The 13370-nt window shown below is 69.2% G+C and carries 11 protein-coding genes; 5 read left to right on the top strand and 6 right to left on the bottom strand.

The features are described 5' to 3' along the window. Window positions 1-124: 124 nt before the first annotated feature. From Tharo_RS16710 to Tharo_RS16700, 3 genes are all read right to left on the bottom strand, one after another. Window positions 125-793: a DsbA family oxidoreductase gene (locus Tharo_RS16710; RefSeq protein WP_107222179.1), complete on the bottom strand. Its 669-nt coding sequence runs from the start codon at window positions 791-793 to the stop codon at window positions 125-127. Window positions 794-864: 71 nt separating this feature from the next. Next, window positions 865-2283: a prephenate-dependent tRNA uridine(34) hydroxylase TrhP gene (gene trhP / locus Tharo_RS16705; RefSeq protein WP_107222178.1), complete on the bottom strand. Its 1419-nt coding sequence runs from the start codon at window positions 2281-2283 to the stop codon at window positions 865-867. A gap of 181 nt (window positions 2284-2464) precedes the next feature. Next, entirely contained in the window at window positions 2465-3037 is a 573-nt protein-coding gene (locus Tharo_RS16700; RefSeq protein WP_107222177.1) for an NADPH-dependent FMN reductase, read from the bottom strand. 314 nt (window positions 3038-3351) lie between these two features. On the opposite strand from Tharo_RS16700, the gene Tharo_RS16695 reads away from it, so the two are divergent. Continuing rightward, on the top strand, window positions 3352-4554 hold the full coding sequence (locus Tharo_RS16695; protein ID WP_107222176.1) for an ammonium transporter: 1203 nt from the start codon (window positions 3352-3354) through the stop codon (window positions 4552-4554). Window positions 4555-4576: 22 nt separating this feature from the next. Here the strand turns inward: Tharo_RS16695 and Tharo_RS16690 are convergent, their stop codons facing one another. Continuing rightward, window positions 4577-5476 carry a LysR family transcriptional regulator gene (locus tag Tharo_RS16690; protein ID WP_107222175.1) on the bottom strand — a complete coding sequence of 300 codons (900 nt, stop codon included), beginning with the start codon at window positions 5474-5476 and terminating at the stop codon, window positions 4577-4579. A gap of 102 nt (window positions 5477-5578) precedes the next feature. Here Tharo_RS16690 and Tharo_RS16685 point away from each other — a divergent pair, with 102 nt between their 5' ends. After that, entirely contained in the window at window positions 5579-6823 is a 1245-nt protein-coding gene (locus Tharo_RS16685) for an MFS transporter (protein WP_425444940.1), read from the top strand. 102 nt (window positions 6824-6925) lie between these two features. Here Tharo_RS16685 and Tharo_RS16680 read toward each other — a convergent pair whose 3' ends face one another. Continuing rightward, a complete protein-coding gene (locus Tharo_RS16680; RefSeq protein WP_107222174.1) occupies window positions 6926-8212 on the bottom strand; it encodes a TIGR03862 family flavoprotein in 1287 nt (428 codons plus the stop codon). Window positions 8213-8231: 19 nt separating this feature from the next. Then, entirely contained in the window at window positions 8232-8660 is a 429-nt protein-coding gene (locus tag Tharo_RS16675) for an acyl-CoA thioesterase (protein WP_107222173.1), read from the bottom strand. A 279-nt stretch (window positions 8661-8939) separates the two neighbouring features. Here Tharo_RS16675 and gdhA point away from each other — a divergent pair, with 279 nt between their 5' ends. From gdhA to Tharo_RS16660, 3 genes are all read left to right on the top strand, one after another. After that, entirely contained in the window at window positions 8940-10283 is a 1344-nt protein-coding gene (gene gdhA, locus Tharo_RS16670; protein ID WP_107222172.1) for an NADP-specific glutamate dehydrogenase, read from the top strand. 148 nt (window positions 10284-10431) lie between these two features. Beyond that, window positions 10432-11076 (top strand): MBL fold metallo-hydrolase, encoded by a 645-nt coding sequence (locus tag Tharo_RS16665; RefSeq protein WP_107222171.1) that lies wholly within the window; start codon window positions 10432-10434, stop codon window positions 11074-11076. 111 nt (window positions 11077-11187) lie between these two features. After that, window positions 11188-13368 carry a hypothetical protein gene (locus tag Tharo_RS16660; RefSeq protein ID WP_211309630.1) on the top strand — a complete coding sequence of 727 codons (2181 nt, stop codon included), beginning with the start codon at window positions 11188-11190 and terminating at the stop codon, window positions 13366-13368. The last annotated feature ends 2 nt before the right edge of the window (window positions 13369-13370 follow it).

The following is a 13370-nucleotide window of genomic DNA, read 5'->3' as shown; positions in this document are numbered from 1 at the left end:
CATCCTCGATCGGCGCGAGGCGACGGAAAACCGGTGGACGACACGGGTCGAACCCCGTCCACGGCGCTTCGCCTTCGTTCAGACGCGGGCGTGGCGGCGGGTGTTCCCGCACGCCGCAACAGGCTCAGGAGGGTTTGGCCGTTTCCAGCGACTGCAGGATCGTCGCCCCCAGGATCGCGGTTGATTGCGCGCCGGACACTGCGAGCTTGCGGTTGAGGATGAAAAAAGGCACGCCGTCGATGCCCTGCCGGCGCACGCCCTCGGCCATGCGCCGGACTTTGTCGACGTCCGTCTTGCCGGCGAGGTAGGCCGTCACGGCGTCGCGACGGTCGCCGCAGGCGGTGGCGATGTCGGCCAGCGTGTCCGCATCGCCGATGTCCCGCCCTTCCTGGAAATGGGCGGCGAACAAGGCCTGGGCCAGGGCCTGGATGTGGGCCGGCTTGCGCCCCGCGGCCTGCGCCCGGTACATCAGGCGGTGCGCGTCGAGGGTGTTGGGGCGGGTCTGGATGCGTTCGAAGGCGTAGTCCAGCCCGTCCGCCGCGGCCGCCTCGCGCACGCGGTCGAGCGCCGCCTCGGCCTTGATCGGGCCGCCGAATTTCGCGTCGAGGAAGGCGCGGTAGGGCTCGCCCGCCGCCGGCGTGTCCGGGTTGAGGAAGAAGGGCAGCCAGTTCACCCGGACTTCGAGGTCGGGGCGGCTGGCGCGGAGTTCGGCGAGGGCGTGGTCGAGGCGGGTCTTGCCGAGGAAGCACCAGGGGCAGACGAAGTCGGAAACGAGGTCGATGTCGAGGATCATGGCGAAGGTCGGGAGGCGGGAGAGGGCGGGCAGCGGCGCGGGAAGCTGCGGTACCCGCGGGCGGCGGGGGGTCAGAGGTAGCGGGCGATGAAGCAGGGCTGCGCCGGGTCGCTGCCTGCGGGCAGCGCCAGCCACACCCGCCGGCCGCTGCCGGGGACGCGCGCGAGCGGGCTGCCGTCGGCGGCGAGGACCTGCGTCGGCACGCCGTCGCGGTTGCCGGCGGGCTGCACGAACTCGAGCCGGTCACCGGGGGCGAAGCCGTTCTTGACTTCGACTTCGGCCAGTCCGCGGGCGGCATCGTAGCCCACCACTTCGCCGACCAGCAGGCTGCGTCCGGATTCGGAATGGCCGCGCAGGTAGTTCTGCTGTTCGGGGGTGTGGTGGCGCTGGTAGAAGCCGTCGGTGTAGCCGCGGCTCGCCAGCCCTTCGAGTTCGCCGAGCAGGCGGGGGTCGAAGGGCTGGCCGGCGAGGGCGTCGTCGATCGCCCGGCGGTAGCTCTGGGCGGCGCGGGCGACGTAGTACGGGCTCTTGGTGCGGCCCTCGATCTTCAGTGAATCGACGCCGATCTCGACCAGCCGGTGGACGTGCTCGATCGCGCGCAGATCCTTCGAGTTGAGGATGTAGGTGCCGTGCTCGTCCTCCTCGATCGGCATCAACTCGCCGGGGCGGGTGCCTTCTTCGAGCAGCCACGGCTTGCTGCCGCCGATGTGGCGCGGGCCGCCGCCGAGCGCGGCGCCGTGTGCCAGCTGGCGCCGGCTGCGGGTGGCGGTGCCGACCGCGCCGGCGTCCTTCGGGGTGCCGATCGGCGGGCCGCCGTCGGCGTGGATGTTGCCGCTGGCGTCCTCGCCCGCTTCGTGCAGGCTGTAGTCCCAGCGGCAGGCATTGGTGCAGCTCCCCTGGTTGGGGTCGCGGTGGTTGAAGTAGCCCGACAGCAGGCAGCGTCCGGAGTAGGCGATGCACAGCGCGCCGTGGACGAAGACTTCGAGCTCGACGTCCGGGCAGGCGTCGCGGATCTCGGCGATCTCGTCGAGCGACAGTTCGCGCGACAGGATGATGCGCTTGACCCCGACCGACTGCCAGAAGCGCACCGAGGCGTAGTTGGTGGTGTTGGCCTGCACCGAGAGGTGGAGGTCGGTCTCCGGCCAGCGCTCGCGCACCAGCATCATCAGCCCGGGGTCGGCCATGATCAGGGCGTCGGGGCGCAGCGCGATCACCGGCGCCATGTCGGCCTCGAAGCTGCGGATCTTGGCGTTGTGCGGGGTGATGTTGGCGACCAGGTAGAACAGCTTGCCGGCGGCGTGGGCGGCGTCGATGCCGGCGGCGAGCGTATCGAGCTGGCCGAAGCTGTTGTTGCGCACGCGCAGCGAATAGCGCGGCTGGCCGGCATAGACCGCGTCCGCGCCGTAGGCGAAGGCGGTATGCATCATCTCCAGGGTGCCGGCGGGGGCGAGCAGTTCGGGGCGGCGGGCGGCGGCAGGGGAGGCGGGCATTGGCGGCGAGGGGCGGTCAAAAACGCATTTTACGCTGCGGCGCGAAAACGGCCCAAAGGCGGCTGCCCGAAGGCGCTGCGGTTCCTCGCCGGACGGAGCGTCCGCGGCCGGCCGCGCCGCGCGCCGCACCACGGCCGGGACGGGGCGTCCTGGCGGTCGTGGTGGGTTCGGGGTCGATCGATCAGGGGGTGCGCGGCAGCACGGTCAGCACGCGCACGATGAAGGCGTGGAACTCGTTCATGTAGTTGCGCAGGAAATCGGCCGTCGACGGGTCGGTGACCTGGCCGTCTGCACTGATCAGGCCGGGCTTGAACTGAATGTAGGCCTCGACCGTATTCATCAGGGGAGCGTTGCAGAAGCACAGCACGCCGCGCAGGCTCTGCTGCGCCAGCGCGGTGCCGATCGAGCCGGGGGAAGCGCCGATCACGGCCGTGGGCTTGCGGGCGAGGGAGTTCTTGCCCCAGGGCCGGCTCGCCCAGTCGATCGCGTTCTTCAGCCCGCCGGGAATCGAGCGGTTGAATTCGGGAGTGACGAAGAGGATGGCATCGACCTCGGCAATGCTCTTCTTGAGGGTGCGCGCGACCGGCGGGAAGTCGGCATCGTAGTCCTGGCTGTAGAGCGGCAGGTCCTTGATCGGGATTTCGCTCAGTTCCAGTTCGGGCGGCGCCAGGCGCACCAGCGCTTGCGCCAGCAGGCGATTGATCGAAGTGCTCGACAGGCTGCCGACGAAGTAGCCGACCTTGTACTTGCTCATGGGGATCTCCTTGCGGGGCGGTGCGCCGGGCTGCGGCCTGCTCCCGGCGGTGGGCGGTGCGTGGCCGGGAACGCCGTGGCCGGCGAACGGTTTCCATGCGCCGGCCACGCTTCACCATAGGCGAGCTGCATCGCGGCGGCAACTCGCTTCGGCCGGCGCCGCGGCACGATGCACCAAGTTGGAGGGGGTTCTGCGCATAGCGCACGTCCGTGGTGCGCAGAAATGCCCGGAAAGGGTGGCAACAGTTTGATTCGGCGCGTTTTTTCGCACTGGAACAGTGCTTGCTTGAAAAGATCGTCCGATATGGAGGTCTTATGGAAGCAAGCAATTCCAGCAACGACGTGTTGTTCATCCTGCTGGGCGCCATCATGGTGCTCGCGATGCATGCCGGGTTCGCTTTCCTCGAGCTCGGCACGGTGCGCAAGAAGAACCAGGTCAATGCCCTGGTGAAGATCCTGTCCGATTTCGCGGTGTCGACGCTGGCCTATTTCTTCATCGGTTACGGCATCGCCTACGGCGTGGATTTTTTCAGCGGCGCCCAGGTCCTGGTCGAAAAAAGCGGCTACGAACTGACCCGCTTCTTCTTCCTGCTGACCTTCGCTGCGGCGATACCGGCGATCATCTCCGGCGGCATCGCCGAGCGCGCCCGCTTCCAGCCCCAGCTGGCGGCGACCTTCCTGCTCGTCGGCTTCGTCTATCCGTTATTCGAAGGCATCGCCTGGAACCAGGCCTTCGGCATCCAGGCCTGGCTGAAGGCGAGCTTCGGTGCCGAGTTCCACGATTTCGCCGGCTCCGTGGTGGTGCACGCGATGGGCGGCTGGATCGCGCTGCCGGCGGTGCTGCTGCTGGGGGCGCGGCGCGGGCGCTATTCGCGCAGCGGCGCGATCGCGGCGCACCCGCCGTCGTCGATCCCCTTTCTCGCCCTCGGCGCGTGGATCCTGATCGTGGGCTGGTTCGGCTTCAACGTGATGTCGGCGCAGAGGCTCGACAGCATTTCCGGCCTGGTGGCGATCAACTCGCTGATGGCGATGGTCGGCGGCACGGTGGCGGCGCTCGCGGCCGGGCGCAATGACCCCGGCTTCGTCCATAACGGCCCGCTCGCCGGCCTGGTCGCGGTGTGCGCCGGTTCGGACGTGATGCACCCGCTCGGGGCGCTGGTGGTGGGCGCGGTCGCGGGCGCGCTGTTCGTGCTGATGTTTACCCTGACCCAGAACCGCTGGAAGATCGACGACGTGCTCGGGGTGTGGCCGCTGCACGGACTGTGCGGCGCGTGGGGCGGGCTGGCGGCGGGGGTGTTCGGCAGCGAAGCGCTCGGCGGCCTGGGCGGCGTGGCGTTCCTGCCGCAGCTGCTGATGACTGCGCTCGGCATCGCCGTCGCGCTCGTCGGCGGCGGGCTCGTCTACGGGGCGTTGAAGGTGGCGGTCGGTCTGCGCCTGGAGCAGGAGGAGGAGTTCAACGGCGCCGACCTGTCGATCCACCGCATCAGCGCGACTCCGGAGCGCGAGTCGAACTGGTGAGTCGTCTGGCGGCTTGCGGGGTTCAGCCGGCTTGCGGCCGCAGCTGCTCCAGTACTTCGAGAAAGCCTGCCAGCAGGGGGCGGGTATCGGTTTCGCGGACGGCGACGGAGAGGGCGAAATGGGCGCCTTCGTCGTCGATCGGCAGGTAGCGGACGCGGGGAATGTGCACGCATTCGAGCGGGGCGGGGAGCAGGGCCAGGCCCAGGCCGGCGGCGACGAGGCCGATCTGGGTGGTGGCCTCGCGTGCGGTCTGCACGATCCGGGGCTCGAAGCCGGCACGCCGGCCGAGCTGCGCGAGCAGGGCCGGCAGCCCCGTCCCCGCGCCCGGCGGAAAGGCGATGAAGGCTTCGTCGGCGAGCTCGGCGAAGCGGATCGAGCTCCGCCCGGCGAGGCGGTGGGCGGCGTTGATCACCAGGCGCAGGGGATCGCGGCCGATTTCCCGCACCTTGACCCCTTCCGCGACGGCGCCGCCGACATAGCGCACCAGGCCCACATCCAGCCGGCCCCTGGCCAGCGCGGCCAATTGCGCGTCGGTGAACATTTCCGTGAGTTGCAGCTCCACGTCCGGATAGCGCTGGCGGTAAGCGTAGAGCAGGTCGGGCAGGGTGGTGGAGTAGGGCAGGGAGGAGGTGAAGCCGATCCGCAGCCGGCCCAGCTCGCCGCGGGCGGCGCGCCGGGCTTCTTCGGTCGCCGCCGCGGCATCGTCGAGGATCGCCCGGGCGCGCACCAGAAAGCGTTCTCCGGCTTCGGTCAGCGTCACCCGGCGCTTGCTGCGTTCGAACAGGGCCACGCCCAGCTCCGCTTCCAGATCGCGGATCTGCATCGACAAAGGCGGCTGGCCGATGTGCAGGCGTTCGGCGGCCCGGGTGAAATGCAGCTCTTCGGCCACAGTGACGAAGTAACGCAGGTGACGCAGTTCCATTGATCTATTTTTTAGATTATTTGCTGTTATTAAATATATTGGACTGGGTGTAAAAGGGCAACTAGGATGCCCTCGAACGCCTACCTCCGAACGCCTGCGCCCATGTCCACCGCTCCCCGGGAATCCAGCCACCTCGCCGCCGGCACGGCCGCCTACCGGCGGGCCAATTTCGCCATGTTCGTCGGCGGCTTCGCCACGTTCTGCCTGCTGTACGGCCCCCAGCCCTTGCTCCCCCTGTTTTCCGCGTATTTCGGCGTGGCACCGGCCAGCGCCAGCCTGTCGGTTTCGGTCGCTACGGCGGCGCTCGCGCTGATGCTGGTGCCCGCCAGCCTGCTGTCGGACCGCTTCGGCCGGGCGCGGTTGATGAAATGCTCGCTCGCCGGCTCGGCCTTCTTTGCCCTGCTGATGCCGCTGGTGGAGGATTTCCAGCAACTGTTGGTCCTGCGCACCCTGCTCGGCATTTCCATCGCTGGGCTGCCTGCTGCGGCGATGGCCTGGCTGGGGGAGGAAATCGCCCCCGACGCCAGAGGCCGGGCGATGGGGCTCTACATCGCCGGCAACGCCCTGGGGGGAATGAGCGGGCGCTTCATCGCCGCGCTGGTCACCGAGTGGAGCGACTGGCAGAGCGCCTTCCTGGTCCTCGGCCTGATCGGACTCGCGGCCGCCCTGCTGTTCTGGAAATGCGTGCCGGCGTCGCGTCATTTCCAGCCGCGCAGCATGCAGCCTGCCGCCCTCGTCGCCGATCTGGGCCGCATGTTCCGGGACCCCGGCCTGCCCGTCCTGTTCCTGTCCTCCTTCCTGCTGATGGGGGCATTCGTCGGGCTCTACAATTATCTCGGTTTCCGCCTCGAGGCCGCGCCTTTCGAATTGGGGCAGAGCGCGATCGGAGCCATTTTCCTGCTCTACGTGCTGGGCACCTGGGCTTCGGCGTGGTCGGGGCGGCTGGTCGATCGGATCGGACGCAGGCAGGTGCTGTGGATCATGGTGGCGGTGATGGGGCTCGGCCTGGGGCTGACCGTGCCTGAATCGCTCCCTGCCGTGATGGGGGGCGTGGCCTTGTTCACCTTCGGCTTTTTCGGCGCCCACGCCACCGCCAGCGGCTGGGTCGGCGCGCGCGCGGGCGAGCGGCGGGCGCTGGCCGCGGCGCTGTACCTCACCGGCTATTACCTGGGGGCCAGCATCCCGGGTTCCCTCGCCGGTCTGGCCTGGAGCTGGGGGCGCTGGCCCGGGGTGAGCCTCGCCGTCGGGGCGTGCGTGCTCGCCGTGTTCGGCCTCGCCCTGTATCTGCGCCGCCTCGAGGCGGTGGTCGTGGCCCGCGAGCGCGGATGCTCTTCCGACCCGCGGTGACGAGGCCAGCCCGGTTGCCCAGGCCCGGGTGAGACGCCGCCGGCTTTCTTCGTCCGGCCCTGTTCGCCCGCTCCGTTCAGCGATCCCTTGCCGCGATCTCTTTCATCCACCGGCCGCCGGGCGCGGCGTGCGGTCCTGCAGCCACGCCCGCACGCCGCGCCCGGCGGCCGCGCCGCTGGCGAAGCAGGCGGTGAGCAGGTAGCCGCCAGTGGGCGCTTCCCAGTCGAGCATTTCGCCGGCGCAGAACACGCCGGGAACCGCCTGCAGCATCAGCTTCGAGTCCAGCGCTTCGAAGCGCACGCCACCGGCGCTGCTGATCGCCTCGTCGAGCGGGCGCGGCGCGGCCGGGCGCAGCGGCAGCGCCTTGATCCCGGCGGCGAGGCGGGCGGGATCGTCGAAATCGGCTTTCCCCAGGCATTCGTGCAGCAGCCCGGCCTTGACTCCCTTGATTCCGGCCTGGCCTTGCAGGTGGCTGGCCAGCGAGCGGCGACCGCGCGGCCGGGAAAGCTCGGCGGCCAGGCGCTCGAGGCTGCGCCCGGGGGCGAGGTCGAGATGGAGGGTGACGCTGCCCTGGGCGCGCAGGGTGTCGCGCAGCACCGCCGACAAGACGTAGATCAGTCCGCCTTCGATGCCGGTGGCGGAAATCAGGGCTTCGCCGGCACGCTGGTGCACGCGGCCGCCGGCGTCGGTGACGCGGGCGGCGACCGATTTCAGCGGCTGGCCGCGGAAGCGCTCGGCGAAGTGCGCGCTCCAGCCGATGTCGAAGCCGCAGTTGGCCGGCTGCAGCGTGGCGACGTCGACTCCGGCGGCGCGCAGCGGCGCCACCCAGGCGCCGTCCGAGCCCAGCCTGGCCCAGCTGCCGCCGCCCAGCGCGAGCACCACGGCGTCGGCCGCGACCGTGCGTTCTCCGCCCGGGGCGGCAAAGCGCAGCGCCGTGCCGCTCCCGGCCCAGCCCAGCCAGCGGTGGCGTACGGCGAAGTGCACGCCGGCCGCGCGCAGCCGCGCCAGCCAGGCGCGCAGCAGCGGCGCCGCCTTCATTTCGCGCGGAAACACGCGCCCGGAACTGCCGATGAAGGTCTCCACCCCGAGGCCGTGCGCCCATTCGCGCAGCGCCTGCGGGCCGAAGGCGGCGAGCATCGGTGCGAGGGCGTCGCGGCGCTCGCCATAGCGGGTGAGGAAGGTGTCGGCCGCCTCGCTGTGGGTGAGGTTGAGCCCGCCGCGCCCGGCGAGCAGGAACTTGCGCCCGACCGAGGGCATGGCGTCGAACACGGTGACGTCCACGCCGGTGCCGGCCAGGGTTTCGGCCGCCATCAGGCCGGCCGGACCGCCGCCGATCACGGCAACGCGGGGGTGTGGGGAGGGCTGCTCCGGGGGGGCTGCACTGTGCATGTCGGGGGGCGGGGGCGCTTCAGGATGCGGCGAAGCGCCGGCGAAAGCGCTGCGGAACGGGTGCCTTTTGCCGCGCGCCGTAATCGAAGAACATGATCCCGGTCTTGCCGCGCGCCACTTCGCGCCCGCTGGCCTGGTCCGATATCCGCCATGCAAGGTCGCAGCCGTGTTCGTGGAAGTCGGCGGCGGTCATGTCGACCGTCATCGTTTCGCCGTGGAAGGCTTCGGCGCGGTACTGGACGGCGGCGTCGGCGACGATGATGCCGCAGCCTTCGACGTCGAGTTCGGTGTAGCCCATTGATTTCAGGAAACGCACCCGCGCTTCGGAAACCACGCCGAGCAGTTGGGCGTTGTCGAGATGGTTGCCGTAGTTGATGTGCGAGATCAGCAGCGGGATGCTGGTCCGGAAGGCGAAGGTGGCGGGAAGTTCGATTCGGATGCGGGCCATGGCGGGAGTGGGGGCGGATCGGGCGGAAAGAAGAAGGATAAGAGCTTGGAGGACGGCGGCGCAATCCGGCCGGGATTCCGCATCGGCCTACCCCGGCCGCACCGCCATGGTGCATCGAAGAGGGGAAATAAAAATTTTTGACGCATTGCGCACCAACATGGGGAATTTGATGCACAATATTGGGGTTCGCACGCGATGATTTCGGGTAAAACCGAGATCATCGCGTGCGCGTGTCTGTCCGCTCCATTTTCAATTCACCCTACCTACAGGCTCAATACCATGAAATATCAGTCTCTCGAGGAGTTCCTGGCTTACGTTGAACAACGCAACCCCGGCCAGCCCGAATACCTGCAGGCGGTCAGTGAAGTCATGGAGAGCCTGTGGCCCTTCATTTCTGCGAATCAACGTTATGCCGAGCATTCCCTCCTCGACCGGCTGATCGAGCCCGAGCGCGTGATCATGTTCCGCGTGTCCTGGGTGGACGACCGCGGCGATGTGCAGGTCAATCGCGGTTATCGCATCCAGCACAGCTCGGCCATCGGCCCTTACAAGGGCGGCCTGCGCTTCCATCCCTCGGTGAACCTGTCGATCCTGAAGTTCCTCGCCTTCGAGCAGACTTTCAAGAACGCGCTCACCACGCTGCCGATGGGCGGTGGCAAGGGCGGTTCCGACTTCGATCCGAAGGGCCGCAGCCCCGGCGAAGTGATGCGCTTCTGCCAGGCCTTCGTCAGTGAACTGTATCGCCACATCGGCTCCGACACCGACGTTCCCGCCGGCGACATCGGCGTCGGCGGGCGCGAGGTTGGCTTCATGACGGGGATGATGAAGAAGCTGTCGAACGACGCCTCGTGCGTGTTCACCGGCAAGGGCCTCGCGTTCGGCGGCTCGCTGATCCGTCCCGAATCGACCGGCTATGGCACGGTGTATTTCGCCCAGGCCATGCTCGAGCATGCCGGGCGCGATTTCGCCGGGATGCGCGTGTCGGTGTCTGGCTCGGGCAACGTCGCCCAGTACGCCATCGAGAAGCTGCTCCAGCTCGGCGCGAAGCCGATCACCTGCTCGGATTCGAGCGGCACGGTGATCGACGAGGAAGGCTTCACCCACGACAAGCTGGCCGTCCTCATGGAAATCAAGAACCACTATTACGGCCGCGTCGCCGAGTACGCCGAGCGTGTCGGCGCCCGCTTCGAGCCGGGCGTGCGTCCGTGGCATGTGCCGGTCGAAGTCGCGCTGCCGTGCGCGACCCAGAACGAGCTCGACGCCAATGACGCCGCGACCCTGGTCAAGAACGGTGTGATCGCCGTCGCCGAAGGCGCCAACATGCCCAGCACCGCCGAAGCGGTGAAGGTGTTCGAGCACAACGGCGTGCTCTACGCCCCGGGCAAGGCGAGCAACGCCGGTGGCGTCGCCACCTCCGGCCTGGAGATGAGCCAGAACGCGATGCGCATGTCGTGGACGCGCGACGAAGTCGATGGCCGCCTGCAGGAAATCATGCTCGGCATCCACGCCGCCTGCCTGAAGTACGGCCAGCGCGATGACGGTACGGTGAGCTACTCCGACGGCGCCAACGTCGCCGGCTTCGTCAAGGTCGCCGACGCGATGCTCGCCCAGGGCGTGATCTGAGCCCGTCCGGCTGCGGCTGGAGGCGCTGCCGCCTACCTTTCGCCCGCCCCGCGGCCGTTGTCGCCGGGCGGGTTTTTCACGTCTGCGGCGGTACAAGGCCGATCGGTTAAACTGCCGCCCGTCCCAATGAATTCAGGAGTGTCTTCCCATGATCCAGGTCAGCATCGTCCCGGTCACCCCCTTCGAGCAGAACTGCAGCATCCTGTGGTGCGACCGCAGCAAGAAGGCGGCGGTGGTGGACCCCGGCGGCGACCTCGACCGCATCCTCGCCGCGGTGCGCGAGCTCGGGGTGACGGTGGAGCGGATCCTCGTCACCCATGGCCACATCGACCATGCCGGCGGCACCGCGAAGCTCGCCCGTGAGCTGGGCGTGCCGATCGAAGGCCCGCAGGAAGAAGACCGCTTCTGGATCGAAGGGATGCCGGAGCAGAGCCGCACTTTCGGCTTTCCCGACGTCGAGGCCTTCGAGCCTGACCGCTGGCTGCACGACGGCGACACCGTCACCGTCGGCGAGGAGAGCTTGCAGGTCATTCATGCCCCCGGCCATACGCCCGGCCATGTCGTGTTCGTTCATACTGGAGCGCGCCTGGCGATCGTCGGCGACGTGCTGTTCGCCGGCTCGATCGGGCGCACCGACTTCCCCCGCGGCGACCATCAGACCCTGATCCATTCGATCCGCGACAAGCTCTTCCCCCTGGGTGACGATATCACCTTCATTCCCGGCCACGGCCCCACTTCCACGTTCGGCGAGGAACGCGAGAGCAATCCTTTCGTCGGCGGGCGTTATCGCTGAGCGGCGCGCCCTCCTGCGCTGAATCGCGCCCGTGTTCCTGTCCTGTTGTCGCCCGGGCGATTCCAGCGCAATATTTCCCGCATGCCGGCGTGACCGGTGCCGATCGGGGGGATGAAGGTGAACACGAACAGCGACAGGCGCAGTGGCCATACGTGGCGTTTTTTCCGCTCCGGCGGTTTCGACCAGGTCCGCATCGACACGGTGGACGATCTGCGCCACCTCGGCGAGCTCGACCAGAAGCTGTGGTCGGTGCTCGCTTGCCCGACTTCCGGGCTGGAGTTCGACAGCCGCACGCTGCAGCTGCTCGACACCGACAGCGACGGCCGCATCCGCGCCCCCGAAGTGATCGCCGCCGCGCGCTGGGTGTGTGCGGTGCTGAAGGATCCGGACGGGCTGTTCCGCGGCGCCGATGCGCTGCCGCTGGCGGCGATCGACAGCGCCCATCCGGAAGGCGGAAAGCTGCTGGCGACGGCGCAAAAGGCGCTGGCCTATCTCGGTAAACCCGAGGCCAGCGCGATCGCGGTGGCCGATCTGGCCGACACCACCCGCCTGTTCGCACCGGAGCACTTCAACGGTGACGGCATCGTCCCCGCCGAACTCGCTGCCGAAACGACGTCCGATCCGGCACTGGTGAAGGCGATCGGCCTCATCGTCGACACCCTGGGGAGCGTCGACGACCGCAGCGGGCGGCCGGGCGTCGACCAGGACCGCGCCGATACCTTCTTCGCCGCGGCGCAGGCGGTGTCCGACTGGCATGCCGAGGCCGAAGCCGCGCCGCAGACCGTGCTCCCGCTGGGGGAGGCCACGGCCGAAGCCGCGGCGGTGTTCGACGCGGTGTGTGCCAAGGTCGAGGACTACTTCACCCGCTGCCGCCTCGCCGCGTTCGACGAACGCGCCGCGACCGCGCTCAATCCGGCCGACGCGGCGTATGCGGAGCTAGCCGTGCAGACCTTGGGGACCGATGCCGCGGGGGTTGCCGCGCTGCCGCTGGCGCGGGCCGCTCCGGGACGGGCCCTGCCGCTGGGAGAGGGCCTCAACCCGGCCTGGGAGGGCCCGCTCGCCGCCCTGCAGGCGCGCGTGATCGAGCCCATCCTCGGGGCCCGCGCCGAGTTGTCGCAGGCCGAATGGCAGGATCTCGCCGCGCGCTTCGCCGCCTACCGCGCCTGGCTCGCGGCGAAGCCGGCTTCGCCGGTCGCCGCGCTCGCTGCGGCCGAACTGCGCGCGCTGCTCGAGGCGGGCGTGCATGCCCGGCTGAGCGCGCTGATTGCGCAGGATCGTGCCGCCGAAACCGCCGCCGCGCAGATCGACGCCCTCGAGCGCCTGGTGCGCTACCACCGCGACCTCGTCACCCTGCTGCGCAATTTCGTCACCCTCAGCGACTTCTACGATGCCGGCGACAAGGCGATCTTCCAGGTCGGCACGCTGTACCTGGACCAGCGCAGCTGCGAACTGTGCCTGCGCGTCGCCGACATGGGGCGGCATGCGGCGCTGGCGCCGCTGTCCGGCGCCTACCTAGTGTATTGCCAGTGTGTGCGCCAGGACGAGGCGCCGATCACCATCGTCGCCGCGATGACCGGCGGCGATGCCGACGAGATGATGGTGCCCGGGCGCAACGGCGTGTTCTACGACCGCCAGGGGCGTGACTGGAACGCCAGCGTGGTCAAGGTGGTGGAAGCGCCGATCAGTGTGCGCCAGGCGTTCTGGTCGCCGTACAAGCGCGTCGGTCGCATGCTCGGCGAGCAACTCCAGAAGTTCGCCGCTTCGCGCGACAAGGCGGTCGACGAGCGCGCTGCGGTCGGCGTCGCCGAAGCCGGGACGAAGGCCGCCGCGCCGGCGCCGGCGGCTCCGTCCCAGGCCTTCGACATCGCCAAGTTCGCCGGCATCTTCGCTGCGATCGGGCTGGCGCTGGGGGCGATCGGCACTGCGCTGGCGGCGGTGGCCACCGGCTTCCTGTCGCTGCCGGCCTGGCAGATGCCGCTGGTGGTGGTCGGCGTGCTGCTGCTGATCTCGGGGCCGTCGATGCTGCTCGCCTGGTTCAAGCTGCGCCAGCGCAACCTCGGCCCGCTGCTCGACGCCAACGGCTGGGCGGTGAACACCCGGGCACGCATCAACATCCCGTTCGGCGCCGCGCTCACCGGGGTGGCGGCGCTGCCGCCCGGCGCCTCGCGTTCGCTCGCCGATCCCTATGCCGAAAAACAGCGTCCGTGGGGAACCTGGATGTTCCTGCTGATCGTCGCCGTGATCGCCTTCGTGCTGTGGCAGCAGGGGATGTTCGAACGCCTGGTGTCCTGATC

The organism is Thauera aromatica K172 (genome assembly GCF_003030465.1).
GTDB classification, from domain to species: Bacteria; Pseudomonadota; Gammaproteobacteria; order Burkholderiales; family Rhodocyclaceae; genus Thauera; species Thauera aromatica.
The sequence above is the reverse complement of the archived record's forward strand: the minus strand, read 5'-3'. Positions and strand labels throughout refer to the sequence as shown.